We start from the raw sequence: 17,837 nt of genomic DNA, 5'->3' as shown, positions 1-17,837 counted from the left end.
GTCAATTCGTCGGTGTCCATAAGGGATTACGGCCAAGCGCCGCGAGGAGCCTGGATTGGGGGTCGGTCTGATCATCGACGACGACGGGTGCCGCAAACATTCCGGAAGCGGTCAGCGCTTCACGGTCAGCCGGCAGCCGCTCCAAGAAGAAAGTGCACCAGGCTGGGTCGAGCGAGTCATCGGATCCCACCGCCCGCGCCAAGTCCCAGGTGTGCACCAGGACGTCCTGAGTGAGGCGCGGGATCAGGTGGTAGGCCTCAAGAGTCGGCAATTTGCTGTGCTGAAACGCCTGTTGCAGCTGGGAATGGGTCAAGTCCCATCGCGCGAGCGGCTCACCGCGTGGACGCTCCGGCTTCAACCCCAGCGGACGCAACAGCAGCACATCGTGAAAGCCGATGACGTGCTCCACGATGTCCCTGGCGTGCCAGTCCGGGCATGGGGACTGGTGGTCCCAGCGGCCCTCCGCCGATCGAACGGCCGAACCGAAGCGGCGGCACACCGCCAAGTGCAAGGAGCCGACACCGACGTCCATGTCCGCAATCATGCCCTAACGAATTGAATGTGGGTGTAGAGCGTCAGGCAACGCCGATATCGCTAGGTCGTCGAATATGCCACTGCGGCAAGCTGTTCCAATCAGCGACGCCAGATGACGCCCGCCAGATATCACGGTGCGGGGTTTATTCGCGGTTGGCGCGACGGCCGCGTTTGCCGCGGCTCAGGGTTCGCATCAGGAGCCCAGACCTACGGCGTCGTCCCATTGCCGCCGTCGGAGCCGAACAACAATCCGCGTTTGCCGCCGGCCCCGCCCGCACCAGGAACGGTGTTGCCTGATCCGCCGTCTCCACCATTTCCGCCGCTGCCGATCAGCATGGCGTTACCACCCGTCCCGCCCGCCCCGCCGTGGTTGAAACTGAAGCCGCCGGTTCCGCCGGCACCGCCGGCTCCGACGAGGAGGCTGCTGTTGCCGCCGGTCCCGCCGATACCTCCCAGCTGCAGGCCGGCGCCGCCGTCGCCACCGACTCCGCCGTTGCCGAATAACGTTCCTCCATTGCCCCCGGCGCCGCCGCCTGCGCCCGTGGCGCTGAACGCAGCCGCGCCCACGCCACCGCCGCCGGTGCCCCCGGTGCCGCCGGTGCCGATGAGACCGGCTCCGCCGCCCATGCCGCCGATACCACCCAGGACGGGACCAATGCCGCCGGTGCCGCCACCGCCGCCGTTGCCGAAGAGTCCGCCTCCGGCGCCGCCGCTGCCGCCGGAACCACCGTTGGCGGCGGCAGTGATGCCGGCGCCACCGGTCCCGCCAACGCCGCCGTCGCCGAACAGAAGTCCGGCGTGACCCCCGGCCCCGCCGTTGCCGCCCAAGTTCAGGCCGGCACCACCGGCTCCGCCCGACCCGCCGTTGCCGAAGAACCCGGCGGATCCCCCATTGCCGCCGGCTTGGCCGGTCGCGGCGCCGGCAGCGCCATTGCCGCCGTTGCCCCACAGGATTCCGCCATCTTGACCATTGGCGCCCGGTTTCGCGCCGTCGGCGCCGTTGCCGACCAGCGGACGGTTTAATACCGATTCGAAGGGCGCATTGATCACGCCGAAGAAGTCGTCGATTACGCTCTGTGCCGGCGCGGCCGCTGCAGCCGGGGAAATATTCGTCAGGGCGACGTTGACGGCCTCGGCGCCGGCGTACTGCTGCGCACCGCCGCTCGTCAGCTGGACGAACTGCTGGTGGAACTGCGCGGCTTGGGCGCTGAGCGCCTGATAGGCCTGTGCGTGGGCGCCGAACAGCGAGGCGATTGCTGCCGACACCTCATCGGCGCCCGCAGCCCATACCGCAGTGGTCGGGATGGAAGCCGCCGCGTTGGCAGAACTGATTGCCTGGCCGATGTTCGCCAGATCTGAGGCCGCGGCCGTCACGAATTCTGGTGCGGCGATCACATACGACACCTGGGCCTCCCGTATAAGATGTCGGGGGCTCACGCCGCCGTTTCTGTCGAGTCGAAATATATAGATAGCGCGCTGTTTTCGAGCCCGGTGGCTATGCTAGCGCCCGCGAGGATTGCCGACCAATGCAGGGTTGCCCGAATGGATAGTGTTGCGGCCGCGGGTCGGAATCCTCTGTTTTGGCGCCGCTTGTCGCGGGAACGGGAGTGCGTGGATCCTCAGCCCTCCTTGGTGATCAACTTCCGCAACGCCACTCGGTCGGGCGTGAGCAACTCGGCGATCCGCGGCTTGTTCACCTCGGCGACGATGATCTCGCCGACCTCCTGATAAACCTCGCTGAAGATGCCGTGGGATTTCATCTTCTCGGTCTGGTAGAGGTTGTCCTCGGTCGGAGTGACGTAGTAGACGGCGTCGGCCTTGAAGCGGTGCACCAGCCACAGGTGGATCAATGTCATCAGCCGCTTCTGCCGCAACTTCTCGGCGAAGGTGTTCTGATCGCGCACCTGCAGGATGCCCCGGCCATGCCGATCCTTGATGGGGTCGACGACGACGTTGGCCAGCTGCTCGTCGCCGTTGCCGTAGATCCCGAGTTCCAGGACGTCCGAGCCGGCGCGCCGCGGGCGCAGCGTCACGCGGAGCTTTTCGCCCAGCTGGTAGTGCTCGCTCCAGAGCGCCAGCCATTCCTCCAGCAACTTCTTTGGCACCTCGGTCTGCACCAGGTGCTGATGCTGCGTCGAGCCCTTGCCCATGGCCTTGGTGGTCGCCGTACGGCCCGACGAGGCGGCCAGCGCGGCATCGCTGCGCGGCCCGCCGACCAGGGTTTGCGGTGTCCGGTAAGGAGATTCGACCAGGCGCATCTTGCGCTGCAGCCGGGCTAGCGCGAGCATTCCGTCCTGCTGCAGCGAGGTGGCGAACTCCTCGGCGGCGACGCCGTCGATCTGGTGCCCGCCGTAGGTGATGAAGTTGAAAACGAAGCCCATCTTGCCGAGCTCCTCGGGGAAGCGCTTCATCTCCTCGTCGGTCATCCCGGTGGTATCCCAGTTGAACGAGGGCGACAGGTTATAGGCCAGCATCTGATCGGGGAACTCGGCATGGATCGCGTCGGCGAACTGCCGGGCGTCGGCCAGATCGGCCGTCTTGGTCTCCATCCACAAGATGTCGGCGAACGGCGCCGCCGCCAGCGACTTGGCGATCGCGTACGGAATGCCGCCACGGATCTGGTAGTAGCCCTCCGGCGTCTTCGCCAGCTCGCAATCCCACGGCGGGTCGACACCCAGCTGCCGTGCCTTGTCCCGGGCGGTGTACAAAGACGCGCGTTGGGCGAACTGGCGCCACTCTTCGGCGGTCATCGCGATCGGCTCGTCCTCGCGCTCACCGAATTCGAGCACCTCCGCCACCGCCTCGGCGTAGGTCATCAGTCCCGCGTCGTCCTCCCAGGCCGCCACGAACCGCGACTCCACCTGGTCGAACAGGTCGTCGATCGATTCGTGGCCGTTCTCCCGCGAGGCATTCACGGCGTCGGAAACCAGGCCCAGGATGCCCTGGCGCTCCAGCCAGGCGCCGGCATTCGCGTACTCGCCCTCGGCGAGCGCGTAGAGCTTATGACCGTTGAGTTCCTTGACGCCCAATTCGTAGAAGCGCCGCATCAACGCCAGGAAACAGGACTTGTAGGAAGGAACGTTCAGGTTGGTGGCGCCAAGCAAGAACGGCTGGTCGCGTTCGTCGGCGCGGCTGTCGATCAGGTTGGCCGCCTCGGCGTCCGTGCGCGCGACGATAATGCCGGGCACCCGCATGACGTCGAGCTGGAAGCGGGCGGCGTTGAGGCGCTTGATCTGTTCGTCCGACGGGACCAGGACCTTGCCGCCCTGGTGGCCACACTTCTTGGTGCCCGGTCGCTGGTCCTCGATGTGGTATCCGGGCACACCGATCTCGACGAAGCGGCGGACCAGGTTGCGCACGTGCGGATCACCGCCGTGGCCGGTGTCCGCGTCGGCGATGATGAAGGGCCGGTAGTCGATCGCCGGAGTGGAGGCGCGCTGCCGCTCGCTCATGTGCAGGCGCAGGTAGTGCTGATTGCGGTCAGCCGTCAGCAGGGCGCGCACCAGCACCGCGGCGTCGTCCGGCACCTGGCTCAAGGGGTAGCTGGCGAGGTCGGGCCCGGGGTCTTCGGTTGTCGACCCCTTGGCCGAGGTGGCCCAGCCCCCGAGATAGATCCCCTCGATGCCCATCCGCTTCATGCTGACGGCCTGACCGGGCGAGTACGGGCCGAATGTCGTGATGCTCTTCTTCGCGGCGAACAGTTCGCGCAGCCGCGCGTAGAAGGCCGCCGCCGCCTCGCGCGCGACCGTGTAGTCGGTGGGGATGGTGCCACGCTGCTCGACGACCTGGCGCGCCGTGTAGAGGCGAATGATGCCGTCGAAGCGCGCGCTGTCGAAGTATTGCTGGGCGGCGGCGACATCTTGCTCGAACGGTGTGTGGACTTCGGCGTCCTTTTCCATGATTGCCATGGGCTTGCGCTCCTCATTTCCGCCCGGTTCCCCCTGATGCACAGAGTCTATCTCCGGTCAAGTGAGCTAGATCACCGGCTTGTCGGGCGTGCATCAGCTGCCCAGGCCGGGCGCCCGGCCCGCCCAGGGTGCGGCGGTGGGCTAGGATAACGCTCAAAATCGTTGGGCTACAACAGCATTCAACGTCGGCATGCGACCGGATTGCGGGCGCGCGGGCCGACCGGGAAAAGCGCTCTGGCCACCTCAACCAGCGGATATTGTCATCTGCGTGCCAGTCGAGTGACGGCAGGCACGCAGTAAGGCGCATCGCCCCTAGCGTTGTTCTGGGGTGCGCGCTGGCCGCACCCGCCGAGGCCGCGAAGGAGCTGGAATGAGTGAGCCGAACGTGGCGCGTAAGACACCAGCGAGGCGCGACGTGGTTCTCCCCCGCCTTGCCGAGGCCGCCGTGGCAATCGTCGAGCGGTAGGAGCGAACAGGATGCGCGCAGTGGTAATCGCCAAGCATGGCGACCCGTCGGTGTTGCAGGTGCAGCAGCGCCCCGACCCCCCGCCGCCGGGCGCCGGTCAGCTGCGGGTGGCGGTTCGCGCCGCGGGGGTGAACTTCGCCGACCACATGGCTCGCGTGGGCCTGTATCCCGATGCGCCGAAGCTTCCGGCGGTGGTCGGTTACGAAGTCGCCGGCACCGTAGCCGCCGGCGGCGACGGGGTAGACCCGAGTCGCCTCGGCGAACGCGTTTTGGCCGGCACGCGATTCGGCGGTTACGCCGAAATCGTCAACGTCGCGGCGACCGATTCGGTGGCGCTGCCTGACGGGTTGAGTTTCGAACAGGGCGCCGCGGTGCCGGTCAACTACGCGACCGCGTGGGCGGCGCTGCACGGCTACGGGTCGGTGCGCGCGGGCGAACGGGTGCTGGTGCATGCGGCGGCCGGCGGTGTCGGGATCGCCGCCGTCCAATTCGCGAAAGCCGCCGGCGCCGAGGTGCACGGCACCGCCTCGCCGGGAAAGCACCAGAAGCTGGCCGAATTGGGTGTGGACCGTGCGATCGACTATCGGCGCGACGGCTGGTGGAAGGGTCTCGGCCCATACGATCTGGTACTCGACGCGCTCGGCGGGACCTCGCTGCGGCGGTCTTACGACCTGTTGCGTCCGGGCGGAAGGCTTGTCGGCTACGGGATTTCGAACTTGCAGGAGGGCGAGAAACGCTCGTGGCGCAGGGTGGCCCCGCACGCGCTCTCGATGGTGCGCGGGTTCAACCTGATGGACCAGTTATCGGCATCCAAGGCCGTGATCGGCCTGAACATGCTGCGGCTCTGGGACGACCGCGGCACCCTGGAACCCTGGATCGCACCGCTCACCCGTGCGCTCGGCGACGGCACCATCTCGCCGATTGTTCATGCCGCCGTGCCGTTCGCGGAAGCACCGGAGGCACACCGGATCCTGGCGGCGCGGGAGAACATCGGCAAGGTGGTGCTGGTGCCCTGAGGGTGCGTTTTCCAGCCCGGACCATGCCGGCAAAACTCGTCTAGCCTGTACCTGTACGAAACGGCTTGATCTCCCACGAGAGTTAGCGACACAGTGCCATGGAATCCACAACAGTGCACCGGATCACGGGCGCGGCGCTGCTAGTTGCGCTGGCAGGGCTCGGTGCCGGCACGGTCCAGGCGGACCCCGCTGGACCATTGACGATCACGAGTCCGGCGTTCGCCGACGGCGCCCCGATCCCCCCGCAGTACACGTGCAAGGGATCCAACATCTCGCCATCGCTGGCGTGGTCGGCGCCGCTGGGCGCGGCCCTCGTCGTCGATGACCCCGACGCCTCCGGCGGGGATTACATTCACTGGATCGTGGCCGGAATCGCGCCTGGCTCTGGCAGCACCCCGGACGGTCAGATTCCCGCGGGCGCAAAGGTCCTGCCGAATTCCAAAGGCCAGCCGTCATACACGGGGCCCTGCCCGCCGGCGGGCAGCGGCACGCATCACTACCGGTTCACGCTGTACCAGCTGCCCAACAACTACCAACTCCCCAGCCATCTGGCCGGTGCGCAGGCGGCGCAGACGATCGCGGGTGTCGCGACCGCACAGGTCCAGCTCACCGGAACGTTCGAGGGTTAACGCGCGGCCACGAGGCGGTGCCCGCACGTCGCGAACATCGACCCGGCCGCGGAAGTCGCGGGCGCAGCGCTTGTCGCGGCTCTCGTTGTGGCCGTGGCGAATTAGGCACCTGTCCGCGGCGCTCCCGACGCCGGCCTCGATGAGGCGCCCTAGCTCGGTAGCGCTCAGCCGTCCTCGGCGATGAGCGCCGCCAGCTGATGACGGTTGACCTTGCCGGCCGCGTTGTAGGGGATGTCCTCGACGATCCTGAGCCGCTCCGGCAGCTTGAAGTAGGCGATCGACGCGCGGCAATGTGACCGCAGCTCCTCGAGCGTCACTGGAGCGCTGACCACCACCGCGGCGCCCACGCGCTGGCCGATTTCCTCGTCGGCGATCCCGGCGACCGCGACGTCGATCACCGCGGGATGGGAACGCAGTGCTTCCTCGACCTCGATCGGGCCGAACTTCTCTCCCCCGCGGTTGATGGTGTCCTTGCGACGGCCGCTCGGGTAGATGTAGCCATTGGAGTCCCGGCGGCCGAGATCACCGGTGCGCAGCCAGCCATCGACTGTGTGCGAAGGAGAATTCAGTGGACTATTCACCCACAACTCACCGACGGCACCCGGTTCGACGTCGATACCGGTGGCAGGGTCGACCACGCGAACTTCCATCCCGGGCAACGGCCGGCCGACGGATCCCGCCAGGGCCGGATCGCGATGCTCCTCGGGCAGCAAGTTCGCGTAGGTTCCCACCGTCTCCGTCTGCCCGAAGACGTTTGTGAACCCGACGTGCGGGAGGGCGTCCATCGCTCTGCGCAGCAGGGCCGCGGGTGCGGCGGCGGCACCGTATGTGATGGCGGTCAGCGACGACAGGTCGGTGTCGGCGAAGTCGGGGTGGTCGAGAATGCGATGCAGCATCGTCGGCACCAAAAACATCGTGCTCACCCGGTGCTTGGACACCAGGCGCAACCACTCTCCGGCGTCGAATCGCTGCTGCACCACCAGGGTTCCGCCCGAGTGCAGGGTGCCCAGCAGCCCCAGCGCGCCGCCGACATGGAAGAACGGAGCGCACATCATCACCACGGCGGGTGCCACGTCGGACCGGAATGGCGCCGACGTCCTGGCGAGTCGCAGTTCGAGTTGCCGATGGGTGATGGCGACGGGTTTTGGCAGCCCCGTCGTGCCGCTGGTGAAGAGCACCAGGGACTCTCGAGTGTCATGCGGGTCGGCGTCGCCGACGGCCGGGGTCGCAGGCTGGTCATCGTTGAGTAGATCGGTGCCGGTCAACACGCTGGTCGCGCCGGCCTCGACGAGCCGGGCGACATAGGCCTCGCCCGCGACCGCCACCTTCGCGTTACCGGTGTCGTCCAGCAGCGCCCTCAGTTCCGTCGGCGTCAGTGCGGGGTTCATCAGCGCGGCCGACGCGCCGATGCGCGCCGCCCCGAGCAGGGTCGCGATCGATACCAGGCTCGCGGTGTCGACCACGGCAACACGTTCGCCCGCCACGACGCCGCGCGCGGCCAGGCCGGCGGCGCACTGGCGCACTGCCGTGCCCAGCTCTGCGTAACTAATCGAGCGGCCTTCCATGATCAGCGCGCTCCGGGTCGGTTCGCCGGCCGCGGCGGCATCGATGATGGTGCCCGTGTTCATCAAGCGGTTCCTGTGTTTGGGGTCAATCCTGTGTTGGGGTTCAATCCCGCTGGGGTTCAATCCCGCTTCTGAATTCAACCCCTGTTCTGAATTCAACCCCTCTTTTAATTCAATGAAGCGGCGACCAGGTGGCCGTGCGCAGCAGCCGGCTCGTCCACTGATCCCGCAGGTCCAAGGCGTCGTACAGCCAGGTGCCGGGGGCGCGGTACTCGGGTGACACGTGGGTGCGCAGCAGGTCCAGTAACGCCTCCGGCCGCGAAATGCGTTGCATCAGTATCGCTTCGCGGCGCAGATGGCTGCCGAGGGCGGACTGGAAGGCGGCGTGCATCGTCAGCATCGACGACGGGCGCTCCAGGCTTCGGGCATAGACTTCGCCGCACCGGTCGATGTACTCCTCGAACTTGTCTTGGTAGGGCCACATGGTGTCTTCCATGTACAGGCTGGCCTCGTGCTCCCGCCCGTCGACTGGGATCTCGTCGAGTTCCACGTCCTGCATGGGTGACCACGGCAGCGGCACCAGTAGCTTGGCCTCGACCTCGTGGCGGAACTCGCCCACCCGTCGTACCCATTTTTGCAACTCGCCCTGCTGTACGCGCATCCCGAGCCGTTCCCAGGCCGCTCCGTCCCGGATGGCAGTGACGGTGACGACGGTGTAGGCGGGACCACTGCCTGGGCTTGGTCGGCGTACCACAACAGGCGGGCATCGTCGCCCTCGGCGAGCATGGGCATCCAGCCCTCGCGGAATGCGGCTTCGAAGTCGTCTTCGGCGCGGCCGCGCACTTTGTGCACCTCATGCATGAACAGCACGCCCGAGACCTCCTACCCTGGCGCTGCTGTCCAGCACACTCGTGTTGAACGCACGGTAATCGCGCCTGATTCTACTGTCCACGCGCGGATGGACATTCGTGGTATTTGCTGCTCGGCGCGCCGAGGCGGTTCTGCAGAGCGCGCTCGATCGACCTAGACAGCGTGGTTGAGAATCTGGTTTCCTCGACTCGGTATCTCTCCTTCAGCAGCAGGAGTCCGCCCAGCAAATGGATATTGCCTCGGTCGACGAATTGCTCACCACGACAAGGTCGGTCCGTAAACGTCTTGACCTGACCCGGCCGGTCGGCCGCGCGGTGATCCTGGAATGCATCCAACTGGCCATGCAGGCGCCTACCGCCAGCAACGCACAGGACTGGCGCTGGCTGGTGGTTACCGACGCCGACAAGCGCGCCGCTATCGCCGAGGTCTACGCCAGCATCGGCGCCGAGTATCTGGCTCAGGCCGCCGCCAGCGCGTCCGATCCGCAGACCCAGCGCGTCTATCGCAGCGCGTTGAGCCTCACCGAAACGCTGGCGCGGGTTCCCGTGCATGTCATTCCGTGCCTGCTACAGCCCATTGACGACGGCAATCGCCTGGTTGCGGCGTCGGCCTGGGCGTCGATTATTCCGGCGGGCTGGAGCTTTCTGCTGGCGCTTCGCTCACGCGGGTTGGGATCGGTGTGGACCACCATGCATCTGGCCAAGGAACAGCAGGTGGCCGAGATACTCGGGGTCCCGCCGACGGTCACCCAGGCGGCGCTGTTCCCGGTCGCTTACACGGTCGGCACCGAATTCAAGCCGGCCGCGCGTCCGCCCGCGGCGACGATCACCTTCTGGGACAGCTGGGGTGAAAGCTGATGCAGTCCTACACCGTGCGGTTTCACGTCGACGCGCCGCCCCGGAAGGTGTGGCGGGTGCTGCACCCGCCCGTGCCGCCGAACTCCCCCCGGCCGCGGGTCCTCGAGTGGCCGACGGGCAGCATGGAGATTCTGAACGAAGGCGACGAAGCCGGTGAGGGTCTGGTCCGCACCTGCGTTTTCGCGGTGCCCAAGTACCTGCTGTCCGGCGGCAGGGGACGGTCGTGGGAGACGGTGACCGAGGCCAAGCTCAACAAGCTGTCGCGCTATGTCGCGATCGGCAAGCCGTTGTGGTCTCGCGCCGAGGGCTACCACGAGCTCGATGAGCAGCCCGACGGCACCACGGTGTTGACGTTCCACGAGACCTACCATGCCTACAACCCGATCCTGCGTTTGCTGCTCGAGCGCCCGGTGCACGCCAAGATCTCGCGCGACAACCTCGAGACCTATGAGCATGCCCTCGGCTTCGCCGGTCGCGTACGGCGATTGGGGGGCTGAGCTGAACGGATTAATTAGGTAGACTTCCGTTCTATGGCTTCAAAGGCGGCGCGGTTCTTGGCGGCGGGCCTGCTCGTTGCGGGGTGCCTCGGGTCCTCGGGCGTTGCCGGTGCCGACCCGGTGCCGTCGCCGTCGCCGTCGCCCGCTCCTGCCCCGTCGGGCGGCACGGGTCCTGCGCCCGGCCCGGCACCGACGCCGGCGGCCGCGCCGAAGACGACCATCGACCAAGACGGCACCTACGCGGTGGGAACCGACATCGTGCCGGGCGTCTACAGCACCGCGGGACCCGTCGGCAACGGGACATGTTATTGGAAGCGGACGGCCAACCCCGATGGCGCGATGATCGACAACGCGCTGAGCAAGAAGCCACAGGTAGTGCGAATCGACGCCACCGACAAGACATTCCGGACCAGCGGCTGCCAGCCCTGGCAGAACACCCCCGACGCGACGCCTGCCGACGTCCCGGGCCCGATCGCCGGCGCGCAACTACAAGGCACCCTTGGAATCCTCAACAGCCTGCTCGCTCCGAATGGGCAGCACGTCCCCGGCTCGTGATTCGGGAGACGACCTCCGTCAGCCGTTGGGCCTGATCGGTGATGAGAGCGCGTCCTCGACCGTCGTGTACATCGGCAGCAGGCGGCGCAGCCCGCACGCAATGATGGTTCGGGCGACGATCCGCTGGCCACTGACTAACCGCATGTTGACCCCGCGTCGCCGGCAGTGCACTGCCTCCCGGGCCAGCGCCGCATAGCTCACCGAACCCATGAAATCGAGCCCACGAACGTCGATGACGAACGGACCGGGTGCCACGGTTTCGGCGGCCCCCTGAATTATCAAGTGCTGCCAGGCTTTTCCGTTGCTCGCGTCGATTTCACCGTCGACGTGAAGGACCACCGCCGGCCCGGTGTGTTCGGTGGTCGTCTGCAACCCGCCGCCGGTGTCTTTGCCTTGCGGCACTGGAACCCCTCGATTTGAGAACGTGCTCATCTCCACAAGTTCCGCCCGTTGTGTGTATTGGCTCGTATCTTGTATTGCTAAGTGATTCCCCCGCAGGCTTATTACTGAGCATATGTCCAATATTGATTGACAACCAGAGATGTCGCAGCTACCTGCGCCTCGCCTTGCCCACGTCGCCGATGACCAGCGACAGTAACCAGCTCACGATCGACAGCAGGATCGCGGCCCAGATCGCGGTCCACCAGAAGCGATCGATCTGCAGCCCCCAGTGAGTGGTGTGATCGGTGATCCGGGCGGTGATCCAGAGCATGAAAGCGTTGACGACGATGTGGAAGAGGCCCAACGTCAGGATGTACAGCGGGATCGACAGAATTTGCACGACCGGTTTGATGAACGCGTTGACGAGACCGAAGATCACGGCGACCACAAAGATGATCCCCATCCGCTGCAGTGGCGTCTGGCCGCCCACAAAACTGATGCCATGCACGAAGCGGGTGACCACCCATAGGGCAAATCCGGTCAATGCGGCGCGCATCAGAAACGGACCCATGCGGCCGATCCTGCCACGGTTCAGTTGAGGTTGTAGAAGCGCTGGGCGTTGCGCCCGCCGATCTTTTCACGTGTGTCTTCGCTGATGTCGGCGCGGGTGCGGAGGTGCTTGGTGCTTTCCGGCCACTCACCGTCCCAGTGCGGATAGTCGCTGGCGAACATGATGAAGTCGTCGCCGAGCACGTCGATGACGCCGGGCAGGATCGGCTCCTCGGGCTCGCAGGTCACCCAGATGTTGCCCGCCTGTAGGTACTCCTGCGGGTCGCGGCGCCAACCGCGCTCGACCCAGTTGCCGCGCTTCTCGAAATGCTCGTGTAGCCGGTCGATGAAGAACGGGACCCAGCCCGCGCCCGCCTCGAGGAACGCTGCCCGCAGTTCGGGATGCCGTTCGAAGACACCGCCGGAGACGAGCGCGGTCATCGCCGTCATCTGGTCGAACGGAAAGCTGACACAGTGCACCTGGATGTAGTTGGTGAATCGGTCCACGCCGATCTTGGGCAGGTGCATACCGGGCGCACCGTGAATGCCGAGCGGCATCCCCAGTTCGACGGCCGCGGCGTAGAACGGGTCGAGGTCGGGATGATCGAGATTGCGGGTCCGCAGCGCCGGCGGAACCAAGACGGCGACCAGCCCCAATTCCTTGGCCTCGGTCATGATGTCGATGGCGACCGCGCCGTGTTCCACCGGGGCCACCGCGACGCCGCGCAGCCGGCCGCCCGTCGGCGCGCAGTAATCCGCGATCCACTGGTTGTAGAGACGCGCGAATCCCGCTGCGAATTCAGGGTCTTCGAGGCTGGGCACGCACAGCCCGAGGCTGGGATAGAGCACCATCGCGTCGATGTGGTCGCGGTCGGCGTCGCCCAGCACGCCAGTGGCTGACGAGTAGTTGACGCCAGGCGCCTTGGTGAGGCCGTGGTCGCGCGGGCAGCCGGCGCCGGGTCCGTGGTCTTCGGGATAGTCGCGGCCCTCGATCGACAGCGCCCGACCGTTGTCGCTCGGCTTGATGTGATCCGGCCAGCGCTTCATGGCTTCGATCGCAAGGCTTGGGTTCTCGGCGACATGGCCATCGGCGTCGATGATTCGCATGCATCCGGAACTTACTCGCGATGCGTTCGCGCGGAATGCTCGCGGTCGGGCGCTCGGTGCGCCACGATGCTCACGTGACAAAGCAGCGGATTAATGCCGACCAGCGCAACTCGTTCCTCGCGGCCTTCTTGGGCTGGACGATGGATGCTTTCGACTACTTCATCGTCGTGTTGGTTTATGCCGACATCGCAAAGACGTTCCATCACAGCAAGGCCGAAGTCGCGTTCGTCACGACGGCCACCCTGGCCATGCGTCCGGTGGGCGCGCTGATTTTCGGGTTGTGGGCCGACCGGGTCGGGCGGCGACTGCCCCTGATAGTCGACGTGATCTTCTATTCGGTGGTGGGATTCCTGTGTGCATTCGCGCCGAACTTCACCGTGTTGGTGATCCTGCGCTTGCTCTACGGGATTGGCATGGGCGGCGAATGGGGGCTGGGTGCCGCGCTGGCGATGGAGAAGATTCCCGCCGATCGGCGCGGCTTCTTCTCTGGGCTGTTGCAGGAGGGCTACGCGGTCGGATACCTGTCCGCCTCGGTCGCATCGCTGGTGGTGATGAACTGGCTGGGCTTCTCCTGGCGCTGGTTGTTCGGGTTGTCCATCATTCCGGCATTGATCAGTCTGATCATTCGCTACCGCGTGCAGGAATCCGAGGTGTGGGAGGCTGCGCAGGATCGGATGAAGCTGACCCAGACCAGGATTCGGGATTTGCTGCGCGACGGCGCGATCATTCGCCGGTTCGTCTACCTGATTTTGCTGATGACGGCGTTCAACTGGATGAGCCACGGCACCCAGGACGTCTACCCCACGTTCCTGACGGCGACCACCAACCAGGGCGCCGGTCTGTCCAGCGCGACAGCCAAGTGGATCGTCATCGTCTACAACCTCGGCGCCATCGCGGGCGGATTGTTCTTCGGCACGCAGTCGCAGCGGTTCAGCCGCCGCAACACCGTGGTTTTCTGTGCGCTGCTGGGGTTGCCGATCGTGCCGCTGTTCGCGTACTCGCACAGTGCGGCGATGTTGTGCCTGGGTTCGTTCCTGATGCAGATCTGTGTGCAGGGCGCGTGGGGCGTGATACCGGCCCACCTGACCGAGATGTCGCCGGACGCCATCCGGGGCTTCTATCCCGGTGTGACCTATCAGCTCGGCAACCTGCTGGCGGCGTTCAATTTGCCCATCCAGGAACGCCTGGCCGAGTCGCACGGCTATCCGTTCGCCTTGGCGGCGACGATCGTGCCGGTGCTGCTGTTCGTCGCAGTGTTGACGTTGATTGGCAAGGACGCCACCGGGATTCGCTTCGGTACCGACGAAAGTGCTTTTATTCCAACCGAAGTGACGTGAGTCCGTCAGGACTCCTCCGCCGAGCTGGGGCATCGGCCGCTGGCGTGGCGTTCGCGGGCTGACGTGGCCAGGGTTGCTGTCCTGCGGTACATTGCACCGGTGCGGTTCGCCGTCGCCGTTGTGTCACCGCCCGGCTACGCGCACAGCGAAATATTCCGCGAGGTCGCGGAGGGATTGCACTACGCGCTTCTGGCCCTGGGCCACGACTCGGTGCTGACAGACCGTTTCGACCTCGACGGGCGCCGGACTATCGTGCTCCAGCCGCAGCTCCTCGCCCACTACGGCTTGCTGCCCCCAAAAAACACGATCTTGTACAACCTCGAGCAAGTCGGTGATGACTCGACCTGGATGAAGCCTTTGATCCCAGAGCTTTTCCGACGCTTCCCGGTTTGGGACTACAGCCAAGCCAACATCGCGGAGCTCGCTATCCGGCAGGTGTGCCGGCCTACGCACGTTCCGATTGGATACGTCCCCGAGCTGACACGAATCCCCCCAGCCCCCGAGGACGTCGACGTTCTGTTCTACGGCTCGCTCAACGACCGCCGACTCGCGGTTCTAGACGGCCTGCGCGCTCGAGGTCTTCGTGTCAAATCGCTGTTCGGCGTCTACGGCGCCAGTCGCGATGCCTGGATCGCCCGCTCGAAGATCGTCCTCAACGTGCACCAATGGGAAGCGAAGGTCTTCGAAATCGTACGTGTGTCATATCTGCTTGCCAACAAACGGGCGGTGGTCTCCGAGCGCGGTGCCAACCCGGCTGAAGAACGCGACCTAGAGTCGGGTGTCGCGTTCGCCGAGTACGCCCAATTGGTCGATCTTTGCGTGGAGCTCCTCGCGGACGAGGGGGCCTACCGAGAACTGGGTGAGCGCGGCTATCAGGCTTTCTCCGCGCGCAGCCAGGCCGACACTTTACGCCGCGCACTGTCGGCGAGCCTCGATTGAGGCCTTTAGGTTGGCGGGCAACTCAGGTGGCAAACAGAGGGCCCCTGCCAAATGGCGTTGACCCCCTGTTTGCAGCATCCCGGGATGTCCGGAGTCTCCGGACATCCCGGGATTCAGTTGCCGGTGACCACGACCGTCAGCAGGGTGCACGATCCGGCACCATCGTTGGTGCTGTCGGCTTGTGCTTTCGTGTGATCGCGTCGGCGCTCACTGCGGTGCCGAGTGGACCACGCCGTCCATCTGGCGGCACCTGTAGCAACCAATGGTGATCGTAGGGGCGTGGAGTGCGGGGGTGGCGGGTCGTGGCTGTCGGATCGGGTGGTGATCGCCAGCGCGGCGGAGTCGGGGGCAGCGGGTCGCCACCGTCAGATCTAGGTCAGTGCGTGCGTGTTTTGCTCGCTCGTTACGCGGTCACTGCAATCTCATCGACGACGGGTCGTCAATTCAGCTGTCGCAAGTAGCTAAGCCGCACCACCGGTGCCTCCGGTGCCGCCGGTGCCGCCGGTGCCGCCAGTGCCGCCGCTGGTGCCGGTGGCGGCGGTGCCGGCGCTGCCGGCACCGCCAATCAACCCCGTGCTGCCCAAGTTGCCAAGGCTGCCGGTGCCGCCGGTGCCGCCCTGGCCACCGGTTGCACCCGCACCGCCGTGGCCGCCACTCGCGGTGCCGGTGCCGGTGCCTCCGTGGCCGCCGGTGCCTCCGTGGCCGCCGGCCCCGCCGGTCCCACCGGGCAAGTTAAGACTGGTGCTGGCCGCGCCGCCAGTGCCGCCAGTACCACCGACGCCGGCGGTCCCGCCCAGACCGCCGGTACCACCCGTACCGCCGCCGGTGGCGCCGCCCTGTCCGCCGGTGCCACCGGCCCCGCCGCTGCCGCCGGTTCCGCCGGCGCCGGGAGCAGCCGTCGCGCCGGCACCGCCCTGGCCGCCTTGGCCACCGGTGCCGCCCAGTCCGCCGGCGCCGCCCTGGCCAGCGGTGCCGCCGGTGACGCCGGCGCCGCCGGTGCCACCCTGGCCGCCGGTGCCGGCGGCGCCGCCCTGGCCGCCGACGGTGCTGTTGGCGCCGGTGCCGCCCAGTCCGCCGGCCCCGCCGGCACCGCCGGTACCCCCGGTGCCACCGGTGCCCGCGCTGGCGGTGGCGCCGCCACCGGTGGCGCCGGCTTGGCCTGCCGTGCCGCCGGCGCCGCCGGTACCGCCGGTGCCGCCGATGCCGCCCGCGGTGGTGCCGGTGTTGGCGCTGCCGGCGCCCCCGGTGCCGCCCAGGCCGCCGGTGCCGCCGATGCCGCCGTGGCCGGCGGTGCCGCCGGTAAGGCCTGCGCCACCTGTGCCGCCGGCACCAGCAGCGCCGCCGGCACCGCCGGTGGCACCCGCACCGCCGCTGCCGGTGCCAGCGGCGCCCAGTCCGCCGGCCCCGCCGGCACCGCCGGTGCCCCCGGTGCCACCGGTGCCCGCGCTGGCGGTGGCGCCGCCACCGGTGGCGCCGGCTTGGCCTGCCGTGCCGCCGGCGCCGCCGGCACCACCGGTGCCGCCGGTGCCGCCAGAAGCGCTGCCGGCGCCCCCGGTGCCGCCTATGCCGCCGGTGCCGCCGATGCCGCCGTGGCCGGCGGTGCCGCCGGTAAGGCCTGCGCCACCTGTGCCGCCGGCACCAGCAGCGCCGCCGGTGCCGCCAGCGGCACCCGCGCCGCCGCTGCCGGTGCCTGTGGCGCCTGTGCCGCCGGCACCGCCTATGCCGCCGGTGCCGCCGGTGCCGCCCACCCCGGCGGCTCCGGCGGCGCCTTGGCTGCGTCCGCTGCCGCCGGTGCCCCCAGTTCCGGCGGTGCCGCCGGTGGCTCCGGCTCCGCCGGTGCCTCCGACCACTCCGAAGGTGGTGGCCGCCGCCCCGGTGAATCCGGTGCCGCCCAGCCCGCCTCTGCCGCCGGTGCCGCCGGTGCCGCCCACCCCGGTGGCTCCGGCGGCGCCTTGGCTGCGTCCGCTGCCGCCGGTGCCCCCGGTTCCGGCGGTGCCGCCGGTGGCCCCGGCCCCGCCGGTGCCCCCGACCACCCCGAAGGTGGTGGCCGCGGCGCCGGTGAAGCCGGTGCCGCCCACCCCACCACTGCCGCCGGTGCCGCCGGTGCCGCCCACTCCGGTGGCTCCGGCGGCGCCTTGGCTGCGTCCGCTGCCTCCGGTGCCCCCGGCGCCGGCGGTGCCGCCGGTGGCCCCAGCCCCGCCGTTGCCCCCGACCACCCCGAAGGTGGTGGCCGCGGCCCCGGTGAATCCGGTACCGCCCACCCCGCCACTGCCGCCGGTGCCCCCGGTGCCGCCCACCCCGGTGGCGCCGGCGGCGCCTTGGCTGCGTCCGCTGCCTCCGCTGCCCCCGGTCCCGGCGGTGCCGCCGGTGGCCCCAGCCCCGCCGGTGCCCCCGACCACCCCGAAGGTGGTGGCCGCCGCGCCGGTGAACCCGGTGCCGCCCACCCCGCCGGCCCCGCCGGTGCCCCCGGTGCCGCCGATGCCACTCGCGCCGGCGGCGCCTTGGCTGCGTCCGCTGCCGCCGGTGCCCCCGGCGCCGGCGGTGCCGCCGGTGGCCCCGGCCCCGCCGGTGCCCCCGACCACCCCGAAGGTGGTGGCCGCCGCCCCGGTGAACCCGGTGCCGCCCAA

16 protein-coding genes are annotated in these 17,837 nt (G+C 68.0%); 7 read left to right on the top strand and 9 right to left on the bottom strand.

Annotated elements, in window-relative coordinates; translation table 11 throughout:
- Window position 1: 1 nt before the first annotated feature.
- The 3 genes from JO236_RS01340 to aceA form a co-directional block, all read right to left on the bottom strand.
- Entirely contained in the window at window positions 2-532 is a 531-nt protein-coding gene (locus tag JO236_RS01340) for a maleylpyruvate isomerase family mycothiol-dependent enzyme (protein WP_293323685.1), read from the bottom strand.
- A 209-nt stretch (window positions 533-741) separates the two neighbouring features.
- Window positions 742-1,938 (bottom strand): PE family protein, encoded by a 1,197-nt coding sequence (locus tag JO236_RS01335; protein WP_416362130.1) that lies wholly within the window; start codon window positions 1,936-1,938, stop codon window positions 742-744.
- A gap of 215 nt (window positions 1,939-2,153) precedes the next feature.
- Entirely contained in the window at window positions 2,154-4,442 is a 2,289-nt protein-coding gene (aceA, locus tag JO236_RS01330; protein WP_293323679.1) for an isocitrate lyase ICL2, read from the bottom strand.
- A gap of 477 nt (window positions 4,443-4,919) precedes the next feature.
- Between aceA and JO236_RS01325 the strand changes: the two genes are divergently transcribed.
- Both JO236_RS01325 and JO236_RS01320 read left to right on the top strand, forming a co-directional pair.
- The gene (locus tag JO236_RS01325; RefSeq protein ID WP_293323676.1) at window positions 4,920-5,924 is read left to right on the top strand and encodes a synaptic vesicle VAT-1 family membrane protein; all 1,005 of its coding nucleotides are present in this window, start codon (window positions 4,920-4,922) and stop codon (window positions 5,922-5,924) included.
- Between the two features lie 98 nt (window positions 5,925-6,022).
- A complete protein-coding gene (locus JO236_RS01320) occupies window positions 6,023-6,553 on the top strand; it encodes a YbhB/YbcL family Raf kinase inhibitor-like protein (protein ID WP_293323674.1) in 531 nt (176 codons plus the stop codon).
- 164 nt (window positions 6,554-6,717) lie between these two features.
- Here the strand turns inward: JO236_RS01320 and JO236_RS01315 are convergent, their stop codons facing one another.
- A complete protein-coding gene (locus JO236_RS01315; RefSeq protein ID WP_293323672.1) occupies window positions 6,718-8,181 on the bottom strand; it encodes a class I adenylate-forming enzyme family protein in 1,464 nt (487 codons plus the stop codon).
- A 109-nt stretch (window positions 8,182-8,290) separates the two neighbouring features.
- Window positions 8,291-8,872 (bottom strand): hypothetical protein, encoded by a 582-nt coding sequence (locus JO236_RS01310; RefSeq protein ID WP_293323669.1) that lies wholly within the window; start codon window positions 8,870-8,872, stop codon window positions 8,291-8,293.
- A 343-nt stretch (window positions 8,873-9,215) separates the two neighbouring features.
- Between JO236_RS01310 and JO236_RS01305 the strand changes: the two genes are divergently transcribed.
- From JO236_RS01305 to JO236_RS01295, 3 genes are read left to right on the top strand one after another with little or no spacing between them, the layout of a single operon-like run.
- Complete coding sequence (locus tag JO236_RS01305) at window positions 9,216-9,845, top strand: nitroreductase family protein (protein WP_293323666.1); 630 nt, start codon at window positions 9,216-9,218, stop codon at window positions 9,843-9,845.
- Window positions 9,845-10,342, top strand: a complete 498-nt coding sequence (locus tag JO236_RS01300; protein WP_293323663.1) for an SRPBCC family protein — start codon at window positions 9,845-9,847, stop codon at window positions 10,340-10,342. Before JO236_RS01305 ends, JO236_RS01300 begins: the two co-directional genes overlap by 1 nt.
- A gap of 33 nt (window positions 10,343-10,375) precedes the next feature.
- A complete protein-coding gene (locus tag JO236_RS01295; protein ID WP_293323660.1) occupies window positions 10,376-10,897 on the top strand; it encodes a hypothetical protein in 522 nt (173 codons plus the stop codon).
- A gap of 18 nt (window positions 10,898-10,915) precedes the next feature.
- Here the strand turns inward: JO236_RS01295 and JO236_RS01290 are convergent, their stop codons facing one another.
- The 3 genes from JO236_RS01290 to JO236_RS01280 all read right to left on the bottom strand — a co-directional run bounded on the left by JO236_RS01290 (window position 10,916) and on the right by JO236_RS01280 (window position 12,934).
- On the bottom strand, window positions 10,916-11,329 hold the full coding sequence (locus JO236_RS01290; RefSeq protein WP_293323657.1) for an anti-sigma factor antagonist: 414 nt from the start codon (window positions 11,327-11,329) through the stop codon (window positions 10,916-10,918).
- Between the two features lie 118 nt (window positions 11,330-11,447).
- Window positions 11,448-11,849 carry a phage holin family protein gene (locus JO236_RS01285; RefSeq protein WP_293323655.1) on the bottom strand — a complete coding sequence of 134 codons (402 nt, stop codon included), beginning with the start codon at window positions 11,847-11,849 and terminating at the stop codon, window positions 11,448-11,450.
- Window positions 11,850-11,869: 20 nt separating this feature from the next.
- Window positions 11,870-12,934, bottom strand: a complete 1,065-nt coding sequence (locus JO236_RS01280; RefSeq protein ID WP_293323653.1) for an amidohydrolase family protein — start codon at window positions 12,932-12,934, stop codon at window positions 11,870-11,872.
- 35 nt (window positions 12,935-12,969) lie between these two features.
- Here JO236_RS01280 and JO236_RS01275 point away from each other — a divergent pair, with 35 nt between their 5' ends.
- Window positions 12,970-14,271: an MFS transporter gene (locus JO236_RS01275; protein ID WP_416362132.1), complete on the top strand. Its 1,302-nt coding sequence runs from the start codon at window positions 12,970-12,972 to the stop codon at window positions 14,269-14,271.
- Window positions 14,272-14,370: 99 nt separating this feature from the next.
- A complete protein-coding gene (locus JO236_RS01270; protein WP_293323650.1) occupies window positions 14,371-15,210 on the top strand; it encodes a hypothetical protein in 840 nt (279 codons plus the stop codon).
- Window positions 15,211-15,671: 461 nt separating this feature from the next.
- Here JO236_RS01270 and JO236_RS01265 read toward each other — a convergent pair whose 3' ends face one another.
- Window positions 15,672-17,837, bottom strand: a complete 2,166-nt coding sequence (locus tag JO236_RS01265; protein WP_416362129.1) for a hypothetical protein — start codon at window positions 17,835-17,837, stop codon at window positions 15,672-15,674.

The sequence above is a fragment of the Mycobacterium sp. genome, assembly GCF_019247635.1.
GTDB lineage: Bacteria > Actinomycetota > Actinomycetes > Mycobacteriales > Mycobacteriaceae > Mycobacterium.
Note: the sequence above shows the minus strand (reverse complement) of the source record. Positions and strands in the feature narration are given on the sequence as shown.